Here is a 21,959-nt window from a genome sequence, read left to right on the forward strand (position 1 = left end):
ACGGGTGACTCAGAGCTTAACACATTGTCCAATTTTTGGGGACCACCGTAGTAGCCATGCTCACTACGGGTAAGTTTTTTAGCTTTTTCAAGAATCAGGTTGGCGATACTTTCTAAATTGTCAGGATGGGCAATCAATTGGCTGGATAGATCCGTCAGCTCAACATTGTCATTCAATTCGCGTGCTAATAGTAGTTCATATTTTTGGCGTGCTTCAAGCATGCTGTTAAATGACCATGTAAGTTCTGCCAGTTCACCTGTGGCATAACTGGCTACCGGAACCTGTAAGTTCCCGGTAGCTGCCCGTTTTGCCCCCTCAGTCAGCGCTTTCACCGGAGCCACCAGACGACGTGAGATCCACAGCCCCATAAGCAAAGAAAGAGCGACCGCCATCAGAAAGCAGACAGTATCAATAAAACGGATTTTTTGAAACTGGCTTTGGATCGAATCACGGGTAATCAGCACCCGAGCCAGGCCGAGATTCTGCTTATGGGAAAAACCAGGGTCGCCAGTTAGATCTTCAAGATGGCTGATAAAAATTGGGCTAAAAAAACTGAGATTTTCTTGATGAACTACAGGTAATAATTTTTTTCCGCTACCTAGCAAAACACCATAGTTCATGATATCCACTGGGGAAATTTCAATAAAGTTTGTCCGCGGTTTAATTTTTTTAAACCACAGATTGCCGGTTCTATCATAGATTGCTATGCCGGCAACATCCCGGTGTTCCAAAACGGCTGCCAGAGGTTCCCGTAGCAGGAGTTTGTTTTCCGTATAAAGGCCAATGGCTGACGCTCTGGCCAGATATGAAGCCTGGATTTTTCCTGACTGATACAGCAAATCTTGAACAAAGCGCATGTTGAAATATCGATGAGTGAACAGGAAAGCCAATGAAAAAAGCAAAATACTGCTGGTGAACCCCACCAGAATCTGGGCAAGCAAAGTACGTGGTGTTAATTTCTTGATCGCGTTCATCGCTAGTTCTCCAGTTCGGGCGAGATCATTTCAACCATACCTTTCAGCGGATCAGGAACTGAAAAATAAAAATATTCAGCCATGTTCTGATTTACACTGACCATGGAACTGGAGGCAGAAAAGCTCCCGCTGGCCGGCAAAGCGCCGGTTCTGGAAAAAGTCACTACGGCTGCCGCAGTTTCCTGCAACAACATTTCAGGGGAATAATGGATAGCGCAGAGAGCACCGTATTTTGCGAAGGGAAAAGCGGCACCAATTACGGGACGGTGATAGTCATGCTGCATACGAAGTATTTCTTTGATGATGACCGTATTCAGCAAGAGCGGATCCGGAAAAGCCCAGACAGCATCGGAACTTTGGAAAAGATTTTTCAAGGCTGGCAATACCTCGCGTGGAGAGGAAATCTGGACAACATCAAGATCCAGCCCTACTTGGCGGGCTCATGTCCAATTGGCTGGTCAAATAACCGCTGGTGAGCAATCCCAGTGTTTTTATCTTGGGGAATAGTAATTTTATCTGCCGCAACTGGACCGCTGGATCTACCCATAAAAAGGTGCCGGTCCACTTGCCGGTTTTTTCCATAGCCCGGACAGCCAATTTCGGTTTGGCAACAAAAAGAAATATTCCGTTGGCATTAGTTTCTGTTTGCAGACAGAACGTCAGGGCCGTATCACCGAAAACAATGATTAATGATGGTTTTTGGCGACGGAATGCATCGAGATCATTGTCGTTCCATTCGCTGGTTACCGGCCAGTTTATCACTTGAATCTCAGGGTTCATCTGCCCCATTTCCGCTTCAAGGTTTTTGATCAAAACCTGATGAAAGGACAGATCGCCACGATACACCAGGGCAACTCTGCGATTTTCTGCCGATTCTGTGGCAAAAGCAAAAACTGATGAACTGAAAATGCCAATCAGCAGGATTCCCAGCATCATTACAATTTTCAGCCGATTCTGTTCCATTCTTAAAACCGGTACTTTGCCCACAATTCGCCGCTGATTCCCGGTCTGGCGAAATGATCTGAAAGCCTCCAAGTGATGTCAGGATATGCATAGTCAACATCAAAAAGGTTATGAACTGAAAGAACCAAATCCAAACCAGGAACCAGACCTCGTAAATCATGAACCGTGACCGCCAGATTGGTTAACCAATAGGCATCCACATCCTCCAGCGTAATTCCTTCAACGGCTTCAATCCTATCCCTAAAGAAAAAGCTCATATTCAGATTACAAAACCGATCTAAAGCCCAGTCAAAGCCTGCACTTCCCAACCATTGGGCAACGCCGGGGACATCATCGCCATTACTTTTTTTATGATCAATATAGGAAATAGTCGTAAAGCAGGATACTTTCGATAACAATCCGGGAAGCTGATAACGGACGTCCAGATCCAAACCCCAGTTTCGGCACTTACAACTGTTTTCAAACTGTGCCAGACCAGTTATGTCATCGTAAAATAGATCGATCATATGATCGAAGTAATTCCAATATCCCGATAGCTGGGCGCTGAAACAACAACCGGGATGCCATTCAAGACTGGCTTGCCAGGAATCGACCTCCTCGGCGTCCAAGTCCGGATTGCCCATCGACGGATTACCTCCATCAAGTTTGTACAGTTCCCTGAAACTTGGAGCCCGAAAAGCCTCGCTGTAGGACAATTTTAACCGCCATTCTGGTTGCGGGGCATAGACCATACCGATACTGGGGGAAAAAGCATTACCAAAATCATCGTAATAGTCGAGCCGCCCTCCCAGAGTCATACTAACTTTCGGAGTAATGTCCCACTGATCTTGGAGGAATATACTGCAAAAAAAACGATCTGCTTCAGAAATCCAGTTGAACCGGTCGCTGACATCCTGTTTTTCCGCCAATGGTGTCGGATCGTAGTTGGCATGATGCTCAGCATCGTGAAGATATGACTTTCTCAGTTCACCACCGATGGTAGTCAGGTGGCCTGCCCAGGCATGAACATCCAGTTGCAGCTCACCGCCACCTTCATCGACCCGGGCATTCTGGTCACTATAAATTCCATCGGGGTATACTCCATTGACATCCTGGAAGCCAGGAGGTTGCAGATTAACATCAAAATCATGATTATAACCATTGTAGAACAGCTTTGCCTGGAGAAACAGCAGATCATCATTAAAGGAGTTGCTATAGTTCAAATCGCTCCAGAAATAATCCCGAGTCAAGGTCGTTTGATCCGAAAGGGATTTTCCCGGATTGAAAAAACCGCCATCGCTATGATGTAGATATTGTCCTTGCAATCTCCAGTTTCCGGTTTCCAGGCCAAAGGATAAATCAGTACGGTTCACCCATTCACTGCTAGGCCCGGGTGCTCGGGAAACATCACCATTAACCGGTGATGATGACAGGATATCAGATTCAACCTTTACCTCCCCGCCGTGGGTGCGAAAATAATTGATATTCCCCCAACAGGAAAGCTTGTCAAAGGAGTTTTTCAACTCCACGTTGTAGCGCTGCAGATCTTCGGTGCCAAATCGGACACTTGTGGTTAGACCGTCAGTGGCAACGGTCCGGTTGGTTATGATATTGACAACCCCCAGCAGGGCATCACTGCCATACAGGGTGGAACCAGGACCGCGCAGCACTTCGATCTTCTGGATGTAATCAACAGCCAGATCGCTATAAAAGAATGCGCCTCCTCCCGTCAGAGCCAAATTGACATCATGACCATCAATAAGAATCTTAAGCCTTTCTGCTCCTCTCGAGCGAACCCCCCTGAACGTAAGCTGGCTGTAGCCGGCAGTAGCAATCCCCTCCTGCATCCCGGGAATCAATGGCCAGACATCACGCAAATCCCTGACGCCCAATCGCTGCAGTTGTTCCGCGGTTATCACCGTCATGACGGCTGGTGACTTACCGATTGGTCGAGGAGTTCTGGTGGGCAATGAACTCACATCATAAAAAAGGCCGAGCATTACACTCTCTTCCTCGGCCAAAGCTAGTAGTGATGCAGATTTATCCCCGGCCAGCAAGACTGGAGGGAACAAGGAAATAAAACAAAATGATACAATTATCAGCGGTAGGTTTAGCTTTTTCACTGTTCTCACCACCAAAGAAACCTTACGATTAATAAACCTTGTTGGATCATCGCTGCGCAATGCAAGCATAAACAATCTTAAAAGTTATTCGGCCATTCCTACCAATACTTGAAATTTTCTTTAATAGGTCATCCTCGTTTTTTGAGAATTTTCTTGTAAATCCCCGTACTTGCTGACTCATGATGTTTGCTTGCCAAAACTGTAGTGCCGCAACTATGGCGTATTATCCTTGATTCATCCTGGTATTTAGCGGTACTAAGAGGACTGTCTTTACAGAGGCGCTTTTTATGCGTGCAAGTAAAGAAATCCGGCCAAAATCAGTGCAGTTTGCCTGCGTTGCCTATGTGGTATTCGGCAGTTCACTGTTCGATCTTCTGGGGGGTCGGATTTCAACAAAGGTTCTTCTCGGCATTGGTCTTATCGTTCTGCTGAACATCATTGTGGTCATGGTCAAAAAAAGAAAGACTGGTAGATGATGAAATTTGGTTTTGTGCTGCCTGCCGGTGTCGTTGAAAGATTTTTTTGTGGGAAAGCTTCAAAGGAGGCTGAATTCGTTATCTCAGTATGCTATAATGAGATTAATTTTCATCTTGGCGTGATGCTGTTGGCACCGTTTCAATGGAGGGTTGTATGATTGACTATAATGACCTTATCTCTTTTCATGGACACAGTTGTCCCGGGCTGGCCATAGGCTATCGGATGACCACTGCGGCAATGAATTTTCTTGCTCAAAACCAGGCGGAAGACGAAGAGCTGGTTGCCATTGTTGAGAACGATGCCTGCGGGGTCGATGCCCTGCAGTTCATCAGTGGCTGTACCTTCGGCAAGGGCAATCTGATTTTCCGTGATTATGGCAAGCAGGTGTATACATTGTATTCGCGCCAAAGTGGAAAAGGAGTGCGAGTGGCGTTTACCGATACAAACGCCCCTGCCGGGATCAGGCAGGATCGCCAAAAGTTTATTGACTGGCTCAAGGGTGCTGCTGAGAGTGATATTGTGATGCTGACTCCGGTAACAATCCCCGAGCCGCCAAAGGCGAGAATTAGGCAGTCAGTTGTTTGCGAACGTTGCGGGGAGATGGTGATGGAGACCAGGGTCAGGGATGCTGCCGGCAGACTTCTCTGCATTCCCTGTGCTGATCAGTCTTGAATTGGTGGTTTTTAGTGAAAAGGGTTGTTGATGGCATGATTGAATTGCATTTATGTAATTGAAAGGACAAGAAAGAGGCAGGCCCCTGCGAGGACCCGCCTCTTTTTTAATAGTCAAACGGTAAAGATCTATTCAGTGGCTAAAGGTTCTGGTTCTTCTGCGGTTGGCTCATCATCTGCCACATAGTCACACGTCAGATCGTCAAAATTGATCAGGGTATATTCAAAAAGGTATTCGCTGGGATTCCAGCCAATCATCTGGCCTGTCGTTTCATCAACATCATCGGTTAATACCAGCCAGATTTTTGCCCCATAGCCATAATTTTGATCATAATCGGCTGGTAGATCGCAGAGACCTTCAAGTGTGTATTTGATGTGGACATTGCCGTACTCATCCGCAATGGCGGTTCCTAGGCATGCAAGCCCGTTGCCCGGCCAGGGATCAGGGTAGTAGATCAGGGTATAGCTGATGCCTGGTTCAAGACGATGGCCATTGAAGTTGAATTTAAACGCTTCCCCCCAGAGACTGTACTTCATTTTTCCCCAAGCACCATCGCTGATAACGGCCCACGTTTCGGGATTTTTTTCGAAAAGATACAGTTTGCCATTGGGAGATTTACCAGCCTGCCCATTGGGGACTTGACCGTCTTTAGGAACTGCTAAGACGGGTGAGATGCAAAATGCTGATAATAGTAAAACAGCAAAAACAAGCATTCCAGCCTTTTTTTTCATTTAATCCTCCTGTAAATTTTCTGTTGGTGTTTATAGAATGTCAAACAACAATCTTATAAGATTAAGCAATAATCATGCCTTAACCGTTTTTTTTATATATTGCACATGATTGCAGGGTGGTAGCGGGAAGCTATTTGTTATTTTTTGTAACATCAGGAAAAAATAGTAAAAAAACACCTACATTGAGAACAAATTTTCCTTATTTGGCAACAACCATGGCATCAGCTACATAAAAGCTAAGCTCACCGGTTTATGAATCTATTGATTATCTCTGGCCACCAGAGCAATGCTGATTTCATCTTGCAAATCGCCAACGACGGCTAGGGGATCGGCTGCCTGCTTGATGGGCCGGCCGACGACAACATAGTCGGCGCCATCCTGGATAGCCAGTTTGGCGGTGGCAATCCGCTTCTGGTCATCTGCTTCAACCTCACGGTTGATGCCGGGCCTGATCCCCGGGGTGACAATAAGGAAATTATTCCCCAGGTGGGCACGCATCCGCTGAGCTTCCAAGCCTGACGAGACAAGTCCATCGCAGCCCAGTTCCAGAGCTTTTTTCGCCCGGTAATAGACCAGCTCTTCAATAGTGCCGGTAAGACCCAATTGACGCAGGTCATCCTCGGCAAAGCTGGTCAGGACCGTCACTCCCAGGATTTTGACGTCTTTCCTGCTGGCAACGGCGGCTTCAATAATGGCATCATTGCCATGGACGGTCGTAAAGGCGACGCCATGGTCGTTCACCTGCTGAACTGCCCGTTCCACGGTTGCCGGAACATCAAAAAATTTCAGGTCCAGCATGACCTTGTGACCCCGCCTGGTAAGCCATTCCACCATGGGAAAGCCGCCGGCGAGAAAGAGCTGCAGCCCCACCTTGTAAAATCTGACGTGACTTTCCAGACGTTCAACCCATTCCTTGGCCTCATTGGCCGAGGGAACATCAAGGGCAAAAATAATCCGTTCATTGAGGGGAATATGTTCCTTGGTCATTGGCAATCATCCTTTCGGGAAGTGTAAGATCATAAATCCTATAATGTAATCCATTCGCTGTTTTGTCAATGACATAATCCTTCACATTTTTTGGATGATGGGCTACATTGCTCAGCTGCCGGAGGAGTGTTGGGCCATGAACCTGATTGTGCTGTTTGCCGATGATTTTATTGCGGGGTCGTCGCGGGTGAGATTGACCGGCCGTCGAGCCCACCATGTGTATGGCATCCACCATGCCCAGCCGGGGAAACAACTGCGGGTTGGTTTGTGGCAAGGGCTGCTGGGCCGGGGATTGGTTACCCGCTGCACGCCTGAAATTCTGGAAATGGAGGTTACTCTGGCGGATAAGCCGCCTGCGCCGTTGCCGATTACCCTCATTATGGCGCTCCCCCGTCCGAAAGTATTGAAACGGGTAATTCAGGGGGTGGTCGCCATGGGTATAAAAAACATGGTGCTGTTGAAAACCTGGCGGGTGGAGAAGAGCTATTGGCAGAGTCCTCTACTTGCCGAAAAGAGTCTCAACGAGCAGGTGCTGCTGGGGTTAGAGCAGGCGGGTGATACCGTGCCGCCGCAGATTTTGTTGCGTTCCCGGTTTAAACCGTTTATGGAGGATGAACTGCCTCTGTTCATTGCCGGGACCGTGCCCATGCTGGCTCTTCCGGCAGCTGAACTGAACGTACCGGCCCGCGGCCAGCGGTCCATAAGCCTTTTCATCGGCCCCGAAGGGGGCTTGGTGGCCTACGAAATTGAGGTTTTGCGGGAGGTCGGGTTTGCAACCGTGTCGCTCGGCCCCCGTATCCTGCGGGTGGAGCAGGCGGTGCCGGCGCTCTTGGGCCGCTTGTTGTAGGGCGGCAACCGCCGCTGGGCACGTCGGTTTTTGTCCCATGTGACAGCTTAGATGGTGTGTCATTGATGTAAAGGATGCCAGTTGATGGTTTTTGTCAATATTCTGCTGCCCATTTTTCTCATTATTGCTTTTGGAGCGCTGTTTGAAAAAAGCAAGCGACCTGATTTCAAATCTATTTCCGATCTGACCCTCTACTTTTTCACCCCCTGCCTGATTTTTTCCGGATTAATCAAGGGCCATGAGCAGATTGCCGTGTTTCTGCCTCGAGCGATTGTTTTCATGATTCTGCTGACCCTGTTTTTCTGGGGAATTTCTGTGGTTGTTAGTCGGCTGCTGGGATATGATATCCAGAAAAGCAGCGCTTTTTCCCTGTCGACGATTATGATGAATACGGGCAACTACGGCCTGCCTCTGGTGTTTTTCGCCTATGGCGCCGAAGGGCTGGCCTATGGGGTAATTATTCTCGTGCTGTTTACCTTTCCCCTGGGAACTTTGGCCGTGTATATTGCGTCCCGTGGTCAGGCAAGCGTGAGAAAATCTGTGCTGGAAATTTTCAAGGTACCGCTTTTTCATGCGATTATTCTGGCCACCATCTGTCGCAGCATGCAACTGCCCATTCCCTCCGTGGCCTTGAAAGCGATTGATCTGGTGGGGCAGGCGGCGATCCCCGGGCTTTTGATGCTGCTGGGCATGCAGCTGGCCAGAACCAGCATCAAAGGGGTGCTGCTGCCGGCTTTGGGCAGCAGCTTTTTACGCCTCATCCTTTCCCCGGTGATTGCCATTCTGTTGTGTGCGTTGCTCAACATCGAAGGATTGCCCCGCAACGTGCTGATTTTGCAGACCAGCACCCCTTCGGCGATTATCCCCCTGCTCTATGCCATCAACTATGACACCCATCCGGAGATGGTTGCCGGAACAATCTTCATATCAACTCTGCTCAGCGGGGTTACGCTGACGTTTGTCCTCCTGTATCTCGGTGTATGATAACAGCAATTTGGTGATCCTGGAGGGTTGTCATGGCTGTCTCGTGATGTGCTAGAACAATATTTTATAATAGTTTGACAAACCGTGTGAAAGCACGGTTTTTTTTATTTTTCTGCTTGACAAACGGGGGGCGGGGAGGTATCACAGTGGGTATAAGTGGTTGAAAGTGGGTAATTGTGCCCCAAGAAGGTGTTTCCGGTGAGGTGGATCGGTGTTTCGCGGCCGTTACGAGTATGCCATCGATGTGAAGGGGAGGCTGAATATCCCGGTGAAAGTGCGGGAATTGCTGGTTAAGGAATATACTCCTTCGCTGATGGTGACCAATGGTTTCGACGGTTGCCTTGACTGTTTCCCTTATCCCGAATGGACTCGTCTTGAAGATAAGGTTTCCCTCCTGCCGCAAAATAAAAAGGAAGTAAAAAGCTTTCATCGGTTTTACCTTTCTGCTGCGGTTGAATGTTCTCTGGATAAGCAGGGTCGGATTCTGGTTCCCCCCTCCTTGAGAAGCTATGCACAGTTGGAAAAGGACGCCGTTATAGTTTGTGCCGTCAAGAAGATTGAGATCTGGAGCAAGGAGCGCTGGGAAGCGGAGTTGTCCGAGACGCTCGGATCTGCCGGAGACATCAGCGCGGCAATGGCCGAATTTGGCATCTGATATGTGTGGACTGCAATGAAGCATGTCCCTGTTCTCCTCTCTGAAACCCTGAACTATCTGAATATTTCCCGCTTCCAACATGGTCCCGGCATCTTTGTTGATGCGACCTTTGGTGGTGGCGGGCATTGTCGGGCAATCCTGGAACATGCTGGTCCCCAGGTGCGGGTGATCGCCATTGACCGTGATCAGGCTGCCGTTCACCGGTCAGCAGAACTGCGGGAGCGTTATGGCGACCGTTTCCTCATGCTGCAGGGGAATTTTGCCGATCTTTCCCGGCTTCTGGATGAGGCTCGGGTTCGTTCTGTCGATGGACTGCTGTTAGATCTTGGCCTGTCATCCTATCAGCTCGGCAGTGGCCCCCGGGGATTCAGTTTTCAGCTGGACGGTCCTCTGGATATGCGGATGGACCGCCGGCAGGAACGTACTGCGGCGGATATTGTTGCCACCTGCCCTGCTGAGCAGCTCCAGGAAATTTTTCAGCGCTTCGGGGAGGAACCTTATGCCAAGTCGATTGCCAAAGCCCTTGTTGCTGCCCGGGCGGTAAAAGCGATTACCACCACCAGAGAGTTGGCGGAGCTAATCATGTCAATGACGCCACCGGCAAAAGCCCATCGACGTATTCATCCGGCAACCAAGGTTTTTCAAGCCTTAAGGATTGCCGTTAATGGAGAATTGCAGGCTCTGGTAGATGTACTGTCGGTGGCTCTTGAGCGACTCAACCCGGCTGGCCGCCTGGTGGTTATTGCCTATCATTCGCTGGAGGACAGGATTGTCAAACAGATGTTCAGACAATGGGCAGCCCGCTGTCTCTGCCCCCCCGATCTGCCGGTCTGCGCCTGCGGCGTAATTCCCCGGGTGCGTTTGCTGCAGCAGAAAGCGGTCGTTCCTCAAGCGGAGGAAAAGGAGCGTAATCCCCGCAGTCGCAGCGCCCGGTTGCGGGCCGTGGAACGGTTATGAAAAAGACCGGCATTTCCTGGCGTCAGATGCTCAATGGCGGTTTGGTGCTAACCCTGGTGCTGACTATTTTTCTCTATGCATGGGTTCATTACCAGGTAGTTGAGCTGGGATATCAGCTGGTGGATGTGCGCCGCAGCTTGAGGGTTGATCAGCAGCAGAATAAAAAGTTGAAAACCGAGATTGCAACCCTGATGCAGCCGGCACGTCTGGAAAAAATTGCCCGCCAGAAGTGCGGCTTGCGGTATCCTGATGCAGACCAGAAGGTAATGCTCAAATGAAGCGCCCTCGCAGAGCGGAAAACCGACGGTTGGAACATTGGAAGGCCCTGACTTTGGCGGTGGTGCTGGTGGTCGGTGCCGGTGGCCTGCTGACGCGAGCTTACTATCTGCAGGTTGTCCGGTATGATTTTTTTCTGGCCAGGTGTCGTTGCCAGAACAGTCTGGCGGTGGAGATCAGACCCGAGCGGGGAGAAATTCTTGATGCCCGGGGGAAGAAGCTTGCCATCAGCCTGGAGACTGAATCCATCTGCGTACGGCCGCAAAAGGTGGAAAATAAAAAACAGCATGCCGGTACGTTGGCCCGGATCCTTGGTCTTTCCCGGCAAGAGGTGTACCGCAAGCTGCAGAGCAAAAAGCCTTTTGAATGGCTTGATCGGGATGTTCTCCCCAGTCAGGCTGAAGCGGTGCGGAAATTAAAACTCAAGGGGGTTGAGTTTGCCAAGGAGAGCCGGCGTTTTTATCCCAACCGAGAATTGGCCGGCCAGCTTCTGGGTTTTGTCGGTGTTGATAATACCGGGCTGGAAGGACTTGAGCTGCGTTATAACCGCCATCTGCAGGGCAAGAGGAATGTGGTTTTCCTTGAGCGGGATGCCCGTCGTCGGGTTCTTGATCCCCAGGGGCTGGGGGCTCCGGAAGGGGTGCGGGGACGGGTCGTCAAACTGACCATTGATCGGGCGATTCAGTATGCGGTTGATCAGGAATTGGCCCGGGCAGTGAAAAGTTCCCAAGGTGCGAGAGGGCTTGCGCTGGTAATGGATGTGGATAGTGGCGCTGTGCTGGCCATGTCCCACTATCCGTTTTTCAATCCCAACTCGTTTTCCAGCTCTCAGCCGCAGATCTGGCGCAACCGGGCCATCGTCGACGTTATCGAGCCTGGCTCAACTTTTAAGGTTTTTACCGTTGCAGCCGCACTGGAAAAGGGCGTCATCAGCCCCACGGAGCTGATCGACTGTGAAGGCGGCAAATATCGAGTGGGTGGTCGAACGATTCATGACACCCACGAGTATGATGAGCTTAGTGCCGGTGAGATTGTTAAGTTTTCCAGTAATATCGGTTGTTCAAAAATCGCTGCGCTGCTGGGCAGGCAATCGTTGTATGAGTTCCTTCAGCGCTGTGGTTTTGGGGAAAAAACCGACATTGATTTCCCTGGAGAAAAACCGGGAACGCTGCGTGATTGGCAGCAATGGAAAGAAATCGATTTTTGCAACATCTCGTTTGGTCAGGGGGTTGGGGTGACACCGGTACAGCTGGCCAGTGCTTATGCCATGCTGGCCAACGGCGGCTACCGGGTAAAACCATACCTGGTTGACCAGATTGTTGATGAAAGCGGTTGGAAGGTATATCAGCATCACCCGGAAAAATCACGAAGCCAGGTGCTGTCGCCAGCGGTTGCCAGTCAGGTTTCGGCGATGTTGGAGATGGTGGTGGAGGATGATGGTACTGCCCCGGAAGCCGCGATTCCCGGCTACTGGGTGGCCGGAAAAACCGGCACGGCACAGAAGTATGACCAGCAGAAAAAATGCTATTCCCGGTCCGATTACCTGGCCTCGTTCATTGGTTTTATCCCGGCTCCGGAAGGCTCCGGCAAGCTGCTCATCTATGTGCTGATTGATGAACCCCGGACCAGCATTTACGGCGGCATGGTGGCGGCGCCGGCTTTCCGCCGGATTGGCCAGCGGGTTATGGCATATCTTAATGTTGAGCCATCCAGCCGCGTAACGCTGGTTCAGGGTCAGGGGGCATTGCCTGCCGGCAGGATGTCGTTGGCGACCGCACCGGTCAGGGAAGAGGAAGGTGTTGTGCCGGTAGCCGCTGGGGTGATGCCTGATTTTTCCGGTTGTTCGTTGCGTGAGGTGCTATCGCATTTTGGTACATTACCCGGGCCGCTGAAGATTGAAGGCAGCGGGCGGGTTAAAAAGCAGAAACCACTGCCTGGCAGGCGCCTGATGGCGGGAGCCGGGATTGAATTTGTTTTAACTGCGGAAAATTAATTAATTCGTTCATCTGGTGTAATGAATGAGTCTGGATGGACAGATAAGACACGGGAAATGGTCGAGTGGGCAAAGCAGATCCAACAGAGATGATCCTTCCCCTTAAACAGCTGCTTGATTGCTGTCAGGTGGAAACGTTGGCTGGCGATCATGGGGTGATGATCACCTCGGTGGTGTCCGATTCACGTCAGGTCATTGCCGGCAGTTTGTTCGTGGCGGTTTCGGGAACGGCTGTTGATGGTCATCAGTTTATTGCCGATGCCTGGCGGCGGGGAGCGGCAGCGGTGTTGGTTGATTCACCGACGGTGTTTGTTACTCAGCATAGCGCTTTGCCGGCTGGCCGGGCCCTCTGCCTGGTTGCGGACAGCCGCAAATCTCTGGCTCTGCTGGCAGCCTGCTGGCATGGTTTCCCGGCCCAGAAGCTGCATCTGATCGGCATTACGGGGACCAACGGCAAAACAACCGTTTCCTACCTGCTGGAACACCTGCTGCAAGGGGCCGGATTTCAAGTGGGAGTGGTGGGTACCGTCAGCTACCGTTTTTCCGGTACCGAGCGGGTGGCGGACCGGACAACGCCGGGGCCGGAGCAGCTGCAACAGCTGCTCCGCCAGATGGTTGATGCCGGGGTTACCTGTTGCATCATGGAGGTGTCCTCCCATGCCCTGATCCAGGAGCGGGTCTATGGCCTGCCTTTTGCCGAGGTGGTGTTTACCAACCTGACCCACGAACATCTCGATTATCATCGGGATATGGAGGACTATTTCCAGGCTAAAAAGCGACTTTTTGCCGACGAGCATCGTCAGGCGGTGAAAATAATCAACAGTGATGATCCCTGGGGTTGCCGCTTGCTGGCGGAAGTGGCAGAACCGAAAGAATCCTATGGACTCATAGACCATCCCGACTTATTGGCGGCTGAACTTCGGCTTACTTCCCAGGGAGCCCATTTTGTTCTCTCAACGGCAGGTGAAGCCTTGGCCTTCCAATCGCCGTTGATCGGCCGTTTCAACGTTGCCAATGTGCTGGCGGCGGTGGCGGCTGCCAGGCGGTTGGGGTGTGGAGTGGCAGAACTGCAACAAGGAGTCGCCAGCTTTTCCTCGGTTCCGGGACGTCTGGAACGGGTGCCAAACCAGCGCCGGATTCATGTTTTTGTCGATTATGCCCATACACCCGATGCCCTGGAAGGCGTCTTGAGTACCCTGAAAGAAACGGTATCCGGCGGCCGTCTATTGACCCTGTTCGGCTGCGGCGGTAATCGTGACCGTCAGAAAAGACCGGCCATGGGAGCCATTGCCCAGCGTTACAGCGACCTGGTGGTAGTGACCAGCGACAATCCCCGCCATGAAGATCCGGAAGTGATTATCGCCGATATTCTGTCAGGGATGGAGCAGTCCCCGGCAGTGATCGTGGAAGTAGATCGCCGACGGGCCATAAGCAGGATTATCGCCGCCAGCTGTCCCGGGGACCTGGTGCTGCTGGCCGGTAAAGGGCACGAGACCTATCAGCAGGTTGGTGCTAGACAGCTTCCTTTTGACGATGTTGCGGTGGCGCGGGAGGTTATGGCAGCGTGAAAAGTCTCCCGGTGCAGACTATTGAGTTGACCCTTGCCGAGGCCATTGCGGTGCTGAAAGCCACACCATTGTCGGTTGTTGGTCAGGCCACAGCTCTGGCAGGGGTGGCAACCGACAGCCGCCAGGTGCAACCGGGCAATCTTTTTTTCTGTCTTAAGGGTGATCGGTTTGACGGTCATGATTTTATTCCCCAGGCGGTGGCCGGAGGCGCCGCTGCGGTGGTTGTCGCGGCTGACGAAGAGCTCGATAGGCAGGTAGCGTGTACCACCTCCCTACTGGTGGTGGATGATCCCCTGAAAGCTTTGGGTGATCTGGCCTCCTGGTGGCTGGCAAAAACGCTGCCGAAAGTGATTGCGGTTACCGGCTCGAACGGTAAAACGACAACCAAGGAGATGATTGCCGCCGTTCTGGCGCGGCAGTGGAATGTCCATCGGAACAGGGGTAATTTCAATAATCTTATTGGCGTTCCCTTGACCATCTTTGATGTGCACCAGGGGCATCAGGTGGTAGTGCTGGAGATGGGGATGAACCGACCGGGAGAAATTGCCCGGCTGGCGGCCATCAGCCGTCCCCATGGGGTGGTGTTGACCAATGTGGCCGAAGCTCATCTTGAGGGATTGGGATCACTTGAGGCCATTGCCCGGGCGAAAAGCGAAATTTTTGCCGGTCTTCGGGAGCAGGGCTATATTGTCTACAACGCTGATGACCCGCAGGTTGCCAGGATCGTTGCCGAAGCTGGGCGGGAGTATGCCCGTCAGTGGCGGCTGATGCCGGTTACCATGAAGGATGCAGCCGGCTGGTCCATGCGGGCAATCGATATTGACAGTCAAGAGGATGGGGTTTGCTTTGTGTTGGAATCAGATGAGTGTGAACGTCAGCCGATTGTGCTGCCGCTGTGGGGGCGGCATAATATCATGAATGCCCTGTTGGCAGCGGCGGTTGCCAGGGTTGAGGGGGTATCGCTGGAAGATGTTGGCCGGGCCCTGGAGGGGATGAACTCCATGGCCGGGCGGCTTTGCACCCATCTGCTGCCATCGGGGCGGATAGTTATTGATGATACCTATAACGCCAACCCGGCCTCGATGATGGCTTCCCTGGAAACCTTGAATGAAATGCGTGGCCACCGGTATGCGGTAGCGGTTCTGGGCGATATGTTTGAACTGGGTTCGGCGGCCGACCAGCTGCACTATCAGGTGGGTGCTTTCGCCGCCCGGACGAAGCCGGACCTTCTGATCACCTACGGTACCCGTTCCCGGGAACTGGCTCGCGCGGCGATGGAGGAGGGCATGCCGCCCTCGGCAATTGCTTCCTTTGTCCCCGGAGAGGAGGCGGCATTAACGGCCCTGCTCCAGCAGCGGCTGGTGAGTGACCATATTATTTTAGTCAAGGGATCCCGGGCAATGGCAATGGACAAGCTGGTTGCACAGCTGCTGGCGGAAGAGGGGGCGGGATCATGATCTACCATCTTCTCTATCCGCTGCATAACCTGTGGGGTATCTTTAATGTTTTCAAATATATCTCTTTCAGGACTATTTATGCCAGCTTGACGGCATTGTTCCTGGCTTTTTATCTGGGGCCGAAGGTAATCAAGTGGTTGCGAAAACTCCAGCTTGGCCAAGTGATCCGCGAGGATGGGCCACAGTCACATCTGGACAAGGCCGGGACGCCGACAATGGGCGGTACCCTGATCCTTTTTTCGGTGGTGGTTTCAACCCTGCTCTGGGCAAACCTGGCCAATGGCTATATCTGGCTGGTCATTATGGTTGCCCTGAGCTTTGGGTTTATCGGTTTTATCGATGATTACCGGAAAATGGTCCATAAAAATGCCAAGGGGCTGTCGGCAAGAAAAAAACTTGGCCTGCAGCTTTTGGTGGGTGTCTTTTTTACCTGCTGTCTTTTTTTCATGTCATCCTATCCTTCGACCCTGATGGTGCCCTTTTTTAAGCGCTTTGTTCCTGATCTTGGCTGGTGGTATATTCCTTTCGGTACCCTGGTGGTGGTTGGAGCCTCCAACGCGGTCAACCTTACTGATGGCCTCGACGGCTTGGCCACCGGTCCGTCAATTATCTCCTTCAGCGTTTATCTGCTGTTTGCCTACCTGGCCGGGAACCTGAGATTAGCGGAGTATCTGCAGATTACCTATTTGCCCGGGGTCGGCGAATTGGCCATCTTCTGTGGCGCCATGGTGGGAGCGCTGTTGGGGTTCCTCTGGTTCAATACCTATCCGGCCGCCATCTTCATGGGTGATGTTGGTTCCCTCGCCCTGGGCAGCTGCCTGGGAGCGGTGGCGGTGATGACCAAACAGGAGATGGTGCTGCTTTTGGTGGGCGGTATTTTTGTCCTTGAAACCCTGTCCGTCATTATCCAGGTGCTTTCTTTCAAACTCATAGGAAAACGGGTTTTCCGGATGGCGCCGTTGCATCATCATTTTGAGCTAAAGGGCTGGGCGGAGCCCAAAGTTATTGTCAGGTTTTGGATTATCTCGATTATGCTGGCGCTGCTGGCTTTAAGTACGCTTAAGCTGCGTTAGGGGTGATGGAGATACTTTACAGCAGAGAGATTTCTCTGCGGAGGAATACGGCTGGGGCATTGCAGGGTAATGGATAACAGAGGAACAACAGCTGGTGTCATGGAACATCCCGGCAGCCTGAAAAAAGGTACAGAAAATCTGCCCCCTCTGCGCCTGCGGGATAAAAAAGTGCTGGTGGTGGGTTTGGGCATCAGCGGTGAAGCGGTAGCTTCCTTTCTCTGCCGGCAGGGGGCGCTGGTCTCCGTGTCTGATCATCGGCCGGCTGACGAGCTGGTAGACAGTATCGGCCGCCTGCAGAGTCTGCCATTGCTTACGATTGAAACGGGTGGGCATTCTCAAGAACTGTTTCTCAGGCAGGATCTGATTGTCGTCAGTCCCGGCGTCCCTCTTGTCCTTGAGGTGATCAGCCAGGCTCGCAAAAAAGGTATTCCGGTTATTGGTGAGCTTGAGCTGGCTGGTAGATCTGTTTCCCTGCCCCTTATCGGCCTGACGGGGACCAACGGCAAGACCACCACGGTGACCCTTTTGGGTGAGCTGTTCGCCGCTGCCGGGTTTCATCCTTTTGTCGGCGGCAATATTGGTACGCCGGCAATCGAAATGGCCCGGGACGACGCCGACTGGGATGTGGGGATTCTTGAATTGAGCAGTTTTCAGCTTGAAGGAATTGAGCAGTTTCGCCCCCATGTGGGGATAATCCTCAACGTAACCCCTGACCATCAGGACCGCTATCCTAGCCATGAAGCCTATCTGCAAGCGAAGATGAAAATCATGCAATGCCAGGGGCGGGATGATTTTCTGTTGCTCAACAGAGATGATCTCCTGCTTGCCGATCAGTTACAGCTGCTGCATGAGCGCTGGTTGAGGGGCGAGTCGGTGCCCCGGCCGGTGTCTTTCAGCTGTCGAACCATGGTGGAAGACGGCGGCTGCTGTCTGGGAGGCAAGATTGTCTGCCATATATCCGGCAACGACGGCGGGCGTTCATGTACCGTGCCACTGCCGGAAGTGCACATGCCGGGTGAGCATAATCGCAGTAATCTCCTGGCGGCCTTTCTGGCGGGTTTTCTCTATGGCCTTGATCCCCGGGTGATGCTGGCAACCATCAGCGCCTTCAAAGGCCTGCCCCATCGCCTGGAGTTTGTCGCCCGGGTGGCGGGCATTGAGTATGTCAATGACTCAAAAGCCACCAACCTGGATGCGGTGGCCCGGGCGATCGACAGTTTTGATCAACCCATCGTGCTGCTGCTCGGCGGCCGGGACAAGGGGGCATCGTTCGGCGATTTGGCTGGCGTCATGGGCGGCCGGGTGCGGGATATTGTCCCCTTTGGTGAAGCAGCAGATCTGATTGCCCGCCAACTGCCTCACTTTTATGCCGGTGAGCAGGCAGCCAATCTCCGGGAGGCGGTCATCAAGGGCACCACGTTAGCCCATGCCGGTGATGTGGTCCTCCTGTCGCCCGGATGTGCGAGCTTTGATGAGTTTGCCAGTTACCGCCATCGGGGGGATTGCTTTAAATCGGTGGTCAGCGAACTTGCCTCGGGAGCCCTGCCATGAAGCGTATGGAGATTATCCTCCTGAGTACCGTTGCCTGCCTTCTGACCATTGGGGTTTTGATGATTTTCAGCGCCAGTGCCGTGTTGGCCAAAAACACCTATAACAACAGCTACTATTTCCTCTTCAAACAGCTGGCTTTTTTGGTTCTGGGCGGTGCCAGTATGATGATCTGCTGGTTGCTGGATTATCATTGGTGGGAAAAACTATCGGTGCCGCTGATGGCGTTCAGCGCAATCCTGCTGATTATGGTTCTTATCCCGGGGATTGGCCATCGTGCCGGGGGGGCAAGTCGATGGTTGCAGACGCCTTTCTTCTCCATTCAGCCGGCAGAGTGTTGCAAGTTGGTGATGGTGATCTACCTGGGGGCTTATCTGACCAGGAAGGAGGCGCGCATGCGGGAGTTCAAGCGTGGCCTGCTGCCGCCGCTGCTGATTTTGGGTATGTTTGTTGGTTTGCTGATGCTGGAACCTGATTTTGGCACTTCGGTGATCATCCTTGTTCTGGCGTTTATGCTGAGCTGGATTGGCGGCGCTCGTGTTGTCCATCTGCTTTCCCTGGCCCTGCTGGCTCTGCCGGGTCTGGCTCTGGCTGTAGTTTTTTCTCCTTATCGGATGAAGCGGATTCTCACCTTTCTTGATCCCTGGCAGGATCCCACCGGCAACGGTTTCCAGGTTATCCAATCAATGATAGCCCTGGGGGTTGGTGGGATCAACGGGGTTGGTTTGGGCAACGGCAAACAGAAACTGTTTTTCCTCCCTGAACCCCATACCGATTTTATTGTGGCCGCCATTGGTGAAGAGATGGGGTTTATGGGGATCTGCTTCCTGATTCTGGTGCTGCTGATATTCCTCTTTGTCGGTCTGAGGATTGCACTTGCCAGCAAGGATCGTTTTGGTTTGCTGCTGGCTACCGGGCTGACTTTTCTCATTGTCCTCCAGATGCTGGTCAATATGGGGGTGGCTATGGGGGTGCTACCCACCAAGGGGTTGACCTATCCCTTCTTGAGTTATGGTGGGACCTCCTTGCTAATCAGTATGACAGCGGTGGGTATTTTGTTGAATATCTGCCGGCAGCCGGAAACTGGCCGTGATCGGCAGCGTTTTTTCAGGAAATAAATTCATGAAACAGCCAAAGACAATTATGCTGGCCGGAGGTGGGACTGGAGGGCACCTGTTTCCCGGTATTGCCCTGGCCCAGGAATTCCGGCGGCGTTTTCCTGAGGTTATGATCGTTTTTGTCGGCACCCGGAAAGGGCTGGAAAGCAGGGTCATACCTCCCCTGGGCTACCGCCTGGCTTTTATGAACATCAGCGGCATGGTGGGCAAAGGGCTGCGAGAAAAACTGCGGGTTATGGGAGGGTTGCCGGCGGCTTTGATTCAGGCCCTGGTGTTCATAGTTCGTTATAAACCGGATTTGGTGATTGGCCTGGGTGGCTATGCCAGTGCTCCCATGCTGGTGGCCGCCCGTCTGGCCGCCATCCCGCTGGTGATCCAAGAACAGAATGCCTTTCCCGGGGTGGTAAATCGGCTTCTGGCTCCTTTGGCAGCAACGGTTTTTGTCGCCTTTGAAGAAGCCAGAAAGCATCTCTATAGCCGGAAAATTATTAATTGTGGCAATCCGGTCCGCCTTGATTTTGCCACCCAGACTGAAACCGGCCGCCGAGGCAGACATGAATTGACTATGTTGGTTGTCGGTGGCAGTCAGGGAGCCCATTCTCTTAACACCGCGGTACCGGAGGCTTTGGTTCGCCTGCAGGCGGTCGGTGTGGTGCTGAAGGTTATTCATCAGACCGGCAGCCGTGATTATGCCCAAGTGCAGGCGGCTTACCAGGCGAATGGCATTGAGGCGGAGGTGGCGGAATTTTTTCCTGATATGGCACCGCAGTATGCTGCTGCCGATCTGGTTGTCAGTCGAGCGGGTGCCTTGACGTTGGCGGAACTGGCCCTCGTCGGCAGGCCGGCAATCCTGGTCCCCTATCCCCATGCCGCCCATGACCACCAGGATTTTAACGCCAGAGTTTTTATGGCTCGTGGAGCTGCCTTGATGATTCGCGACCATGAGTTAAACGGGGAGTCATTGGCCGAGATGCTGCAGCCTTTGCTGCAGGACCGCAGCCGTTTGCAGAGCATGCAGGCGGCCGCGGCAGCCCTAGGATGCCCGAGGGCAGTCGGCGAGATTGTCGATCGTTGTCTGGGGATACTGTCCTTGACAACGGGAGAGGTTTCGGAGGCGCGTGAAGATGCACCATAAGGTAAAAAGGATCCACTTTATCGGTATTGGCGGCATCGGAATGAGCGGGATCGCCGAAGTGCTGCTTAACCTTGGGTATCAGGTGACCGGCTCTGATCTACGACAAACCCCGATTACCGATCGCCTGGCGGAATTAGGGGCCGAAATCTATTTAGGGCATTCGCGGCAGCATGTGGGGGATGTGCAGGTGGTGGTTCGTTCGACCGCTGTAAAAAATGATAATCCTGAACTGGTTGAAGCGCTGGAGCGGGCGATCCCGGTTATTCCCCGGGCTGAAATGCTGGCAGAACTGATGCGGCTGAAATATGGCATTGCCGTAGCCGGAACCCACGGCAAAACCACCACGACCTCGATGATTGCCACTATGCTCAGCGGCACCGATCTGGATCCAACCATTGTTATTGGTGGTCGTCTGGATAGTCTGAAGAGCAATGCCCGCTTGGGACAGGGGGAAATCCTGGTTGCCGAGGCCGATGAAAGCGACGGCTCCTTCATGGCGCTTTCACCGATTATCGCGGTGATTACCAATATTGATCGGGAGCATCTTGATCACTACCAGGGGGGTCTGGCGGAAATTGAGGATACGTTTGTCGCATTTGCCAATAAAGTGCCTTTTTACGGTTTGGTTATTGTCTGTCTTGATGATCCTCGGGTTCAGGAAATTATCCCGCGTCTCAGCCGCCGTTTGTGTACGTATGGTTTCAGCCCCCAGGCCGATTTTCAGGCCATTGATGTTCGCATAGAGGGCATGCACAGCTCTTTTACGGTGGTCAGCAATGATCAGGTTTTCGGGGAGATAACCATTGGTCTGCCAGGGCGCCATTATGTGCAGAATGCTCTGGCGGCAGTTGCTGCTGGTTTTGAACTGGGGCTCGATTTTGCCCTTATCCAGCGGAATCTTGAGATGTTTGCCGGTGTGCAGCGTCGGATGCAGGTTCTGGGGGAGTGTCGGGGAGCGCTGGTTATCGATGATTATGGCCACCATCCAACCGAGATCAAGGTTACTCTGGCGGCGTTGCGCCAGGCTTTTCCCGGTCGGCGGTTGCTGGTGGTTTTCCAGCCGCATCGCTATACCAGGACCCAGCATCTGTTCCATGAATTTTTGGTTGCTTTCAATGAGGCGGATGAATTGCTGGTCAGCGATATCTACCCGGCCGGTGAATCACCCATTGCCGGGGTCAGTGGCGAGCATCTGGCCGATGAAATTCGCCATCACGGTCACAAAAATGTCCACTATCGTTCTGATCATCAAGGTATCCTTGACTATCTGGCTGAGCATGTCCAGGAGAACTACGTGGTCATTACCTTTGGCGCCGGCGACATTACCAGGGTAGCGCATGCTCTGGCCGGTTCATAAAAGATGACCTGGACGAAGGGAACATGCTTGTCGAGGAATATGTTTTCGCGGAGGGCAGCAAAACCGAATTTTTTACGTTCCAGCA

21 protein-coding genes are annotated in these 21,959 nt (G+C 52.4%); 15 read left to right on the top strand and 6 right to left on the bottom strand.

From position 1 onward, the window contains the following. The 4 genes from JXO50_10610 to JXO50_10625 form a co-directional block, all read right to left on the bottom strand. On the bottom strand, positions 1-974 hold a 974-nt coding region (locus JXO50_10610), incomplete at its 3' end, for a HAMP domain-containing protein (protein ID MBN2333541.1). Between the two features lie 2 nt (positions 975-976). Beyond that, positions 977-1,348, bottom strand: a complete 372-nt coding sequence (locus JXO50_10615; GenBank protein ID MBN2333542.1) for a hypothetical protein — start codon at positions 1,346-1,348, stop codon at positions 977-979. Between the two features lie 40 nt (positions 1,349-1,388). Continuing rightward, the gene (locus JXO50_10620) at positions 1,389-1,937 is read right to left on the bottom strand and encodes a hypothetical protein (GenBank protein ID MBN2333543.1); all 549 of its coding nucleotides are present in this window, start codon (positions 1,935-1,937) and stop codon (positions 1,389-1,391) included. 2 nt (positions 1,938-1,939) lie between these two features. Beyond that, positions 1,940-3,841: a TonB-dependent receptor gene (locus JXO50_10625; GenBank protein MBN2333544.1), complete on the bottom strand. Its 1,902-nt coding sequence runs from the start codon at positions 3,839-3,841 to the stop codon at positions 1,940-1,942. 485 nt (positions 3,842-4,326) lie between these two features. On the opposite strand from JXO50_10625, the gene JXO50_10630 reads away from it, so the two are divergent. Continuing rightward, positions 4,327-4,515, top strand: coding sequence for a hypothetical protein (locus tag JXO50_10630; protein MBN2333545.1), 189 nt, complete (start codon positions 4,327-4,329; stop codon positions 4,513-4,515). A 142-nt stretch (positions 4,516-4,657) separates the two neighbouring features. Continuing rightward, positions 4,658-5,188, top strand: a complete 531-nt coding sequence (locus tag JXO50_10635; GenBank protein ID MBN2333546.1) for a TraR/DksA C4-type zinc finger protein — start codon at positions 4,658-4,660, stop codon at positions 5,186-5,188. 128 nt (positions 5,189-5,316) lie between these two features. On the opposite strand, the gene JXO50_10640 is transcribed toward JXO50_10635, so the two are convergent. Together JXO50_10640 and pyrF are read right to left on the bottom strand one after the other, a co-directional pair. Beyond that, positions 5,317-5,919 carry a hypothetical protein gene (locus JXO50_10640; protein MBN2333547.1) on the bottom strand — a complete coding sequence of 201 codons (603 nt, stop codon included), beginning with the start codon at positions 5,917-5,919 and terminating at the stop codon, positions 5,317-5,319. Between the two features lie 258 nt (positions 5,920-6,177). Next, complete coding sequence (gene pyrF / locus JXO50_10645) at positions 6,178-6,906, bottom strand: orotidine-5'-phosphate decarboxylase (GenBank protein ID MBN2333548.1); 729 nt, start codon at positions 6,904-6,906, stop codon at positions 6,178-6,180. Positions 6,907-7,042: 136 nt separating this feature from the next. Between pyrF and JXO50_10650 the strand changes: the two genes are divergently transcribed. The 13 genes from JXO50_10650 (at position 7,043) to JXO50_10710 (ending at position 21,874) form a co-directional block, all read left to right on the top strand. Then, positions 7,043-7,753, top strand: a complete 711-nt coding sequence (locus tag JXO50_10650; protein MBN2333549.1) for a 16S rRNA (uracil(1498)-N(3))-methyltransferase — start codon at positions 7,043-7,045, stop codon at positions 7,751-7,753. An 84-nt stretch (positions 7,754-7,837) separates the two neighbouring features. Beyond that, on the top strand, positions 7,838-8,737 hold the full coding sequence (locus JXO50_10655) for an AEC family transporter (protein ID MBN2333550.1): 900 nt from the start codon (positions 7,838-7,840) through the stop codon (positions 8,735-8,737). 211 nt (positions 8,738-8,948) lie between these two features. Then, complete coding sequence (gene mraZ / locus JXO50_10660) at positions 8,949-9,392, top strand: division/cell wall cluster transcriptional repressor MraZ (GenBank protein MBN2333551.1); 444 nt, start codon at positions 8,949-8,951, stop codon at positions 9,390-9,392. Between the two features lie 15 nt (positions 9,393-9,407). Then, positions 9,408-10,349 (top strand): 16S rRNA (cytosine(1402)-N(4))-methyltransferase RsmH, encoded by a 942-nt coding sequence (gene rsmH / locus JXO50_10665; GenBank protein MBN2333552.1) that lies wholly within the window; start codon positions 9,408-9,410, stop codon positions 10,347-10,349. Continuing rightward, entirely contained in the window at positions 10,346-10,627 is a 282-nt protein-coding gene (ftsL, locus tag JXO50_10670) for a cell division protein FtsL (GenBank protein ID MBN2333553.1), read from the top strand. Before rsmH ends, ftsL begins: the two co-directional genes overlap by 4 nt. Beyond that, positions 10,624-12,618: a penicillin-binding protein gene (locus tag JXO50_10675; GenBank protein MBN2333554.1), complete on the top strand. Its 1,995-nt coding sequence runs from the start codon at positions 10,624-10,626 to the stop codon at positions 12,616-12,618. Before ftsL ends, JXO50_10675 begins: the two co-directional genes overlap by 4 nt. Before the next feature lie 89 nt (positions 12,619-12,707). Beyond that, positions 12,708-14,186, top strand: a complete 1,479-nt coding sequence (locus tag JXO50_10680) for a UDP-N-acetylmuramoyl-L-alanyl-D-glutamate--2,6-diaminopimelate ligase (GenBank protein ID MBN2333555.1) — start codon at positions 12,708-12,710, stop codon at positions 14,184-14,186. Next, a complete protein-coding gene (locus JXO50_10685; GenBank protein MBN2333556.1) occupies positions 14,183-15,643 on the top strand; it encodes a UDP-N-acetylmuramoyl-tripeptide--D-alanyl-D-alanine ligase in 1,461 nt (486 codons plus the stop codon). The genes JXO50_10680 and JXO50_10685 overlap by 4 nt, the downstream gene beginning before the upstream one ends. Continuing rightward, entirely contained in the window at positions 15,640-16,716 is a 1,077-nt protein-coding gene (locus JXO50_10690; protein MBN2333557.1) for a phospho-N-acetylmuramoyl-pentapeptide-transferase, read from the top strand. Before JXO50_10685 ends, JXO50_10690 begins: the two co-directional genes overlap by 4 nt. Positions 16,717-16,785: 69 nt before the next feature. Then, on the top strand, positions 16,786-18,267 hold the full coding sequence (gene murD, locus JXO50_10695) for a UDP-N-acetylmuramoyl-L-alanine--D-glutamate ligase (protein MBN2333558.1): 1,482 nt from the start codon (positions 16,786-16,788) through the stop codon (positions 18,265-18,267). Continuing rightward, the gene (gene ftsW / locus JXO50_10700; protein ID MBN2333559.1) at positions 18,264-19,382 is read left to right on the top strand and encodes a putative lipid II flippase FtsW; all 1,119 of its coding nucleotides are present in this window, start codon (positions 18,264-18,266) and stop codon (positions 19,380-19,382) included. Before murD ends, ftsW begins: the two co-directional genes overlap by 4 nt. A gap of 4 nt (positions 19,383-19,386) precedes the next feature. Next, positions 19,387-20,517, top strand: a complete 1,131-nt coding sequence (gene murG, locus JXO50_10705; GenBank protein MBN2333560.1) for an undecaprenyldiphospho-muramoylpentapeptide beta-N-acetylglucosaminyltransferase — start codon at positions 19,387-19,389, stop codon at positions 20,515-20,517. Beyond that, positions 20,507-21,874, top strand: coding sequence for a UDP-N-acetylmuramate--L-alanine ligase (locus JXO50_10710; protein MBN2333561.1), 1,368 nt, complete (start codon positions 20,507-20,509; stop codon positions 21,872-21,874). The genes murG and JXO50_10710 overlap by 11 nt, the downstream gene beginning before the upstream one ends. Positions 21,875-21,959 lie beyond the last annotated feature (85 nt).

This window comes from Candidatus Anaeroferrophillus wilburensis (assembly GCA_016934315.1).
GTDB classification, from domain to species: domain Bacteria; phylum Desulfobacterota; class Anaeroferrophillalia; order Anaeroferrophillales; family Anaeroferrophillaceae; genus Anaeroferrophillus; species Anaeroferrophillus wilburensis.

Bases quoted from the DNA above. Each gene is read 5' to 3' on its own strand.
- JXO50_10625 (MBN2333544.1), bottom strand. From the start codon at position 3,841: ATGACGGTGATAACCGCGGAACAACTGCAGCGATTGGGCGTCAGGGAT.
- pyrF (MBN2333548.1), bottom strand. From the start codon at position 6,906: ATGACCAAGGAACATATTCCCCTCAATGAACGGATTATTTTTGCCCTT.
- ftsW (MBN2333559.1), top strand. From the start codon at position 18,264: ATGAAGCGTATGGAGATTATCCTCCTGAGTACCGTTGCCTGCCTTCTG.
- murG (MBN2333560.1), top strand. From the start codon at position 19,387: ATGAAACAGCCAAAGACAATTATGCTGGCCGGAGGTGGGACTGGAGGG.
- rsmH (MBN2333552.1), top strand. From the start codon at position 9,408: ATGAAGCATGTCCCTGTTCTCCTCTCTGAAACCCTGAACTATCTGAAT.
- JXO50_10655 (MBN2333550.1), top strand. From the start codon at position 7,838: ATGGTTTTTGTCAATATTCTGCTGCCCATTTTTCTCATTATTGCTTTT.
- JXO50_10620 (MBN2333543.1), bottom strand. From the start codon at position 1,937: ATGGAACAGAATCGGCTGAAAATTGTAATGATGCTGGGAATCCTGCTG.
- JXO50_10710 (MBN2333561.1), top strand. From the start codon at position 20,507: ATGCACCATAAGGTAAAAAGGATCCACTTTATCGGTATTGGCGGCATC.
- JXO50_10680 (MBN2333555.1), top strand. From the start codon at position 12,708: ATGATCCTTCCCCTTAAACAGCTGCTTGATTGCTGTCAGGTGGAAACG.
- JXO50_10640 (MBN2333547.1), bottom strand. From the start codon at position 5,919: ATGAAAAAAAAGGCTGGAATGCTTGTTTTTGCTGTTTTACTATTATCA.
- ftsL (MBN2333553.1), top strand. From the start codon at position 10,346: ATGAAAAAGACCGGCATTTCCTGGCGTCAGATGCTCAATGGCGGTTTG.
- JXO50_10675 (MBN2333554.1), top strand. From the start codon at position 10,624: ATGAAGCGCCCTCGCAGAGCGGAAAACCGACGGTTGGAACATTGGAAG.
- JXO50_10690 (MBN2333557.1), top strand. From the start codon at position 15,640: ATGATCTACCATCTTCTCTATCCGCTGCATAACCTGTGGGGTATCTTT.
- JXO50_10635 (MBN2333546.1), top strand. From the start codon at position 4,658: ATGGAGGGTTGTATGATTGACTATAATGACCTTATCTCTTTTCATGGA.
- JXO50_10650 (MBN2333549.1), top strand. From the start codon at position 7,043: ATGAACCTGATTGTGCTGTTTGCCGATGATTTTATTGCGGGGTCGTCG.
- JXO50_10630 (MBN2333545.1), top strand. From the start codon at position 4,327: ATGCGTGCAAGTAAAGAAATCCGGCCAAAATCAGTGCAGTTTGCCTGC.
- murD (MBN2333558.1), top strand. From the start codon at position 16,786: ATGGATAACAGAGGAACAACAGCTGGTGTCATGGAACATCCCGGCAGC.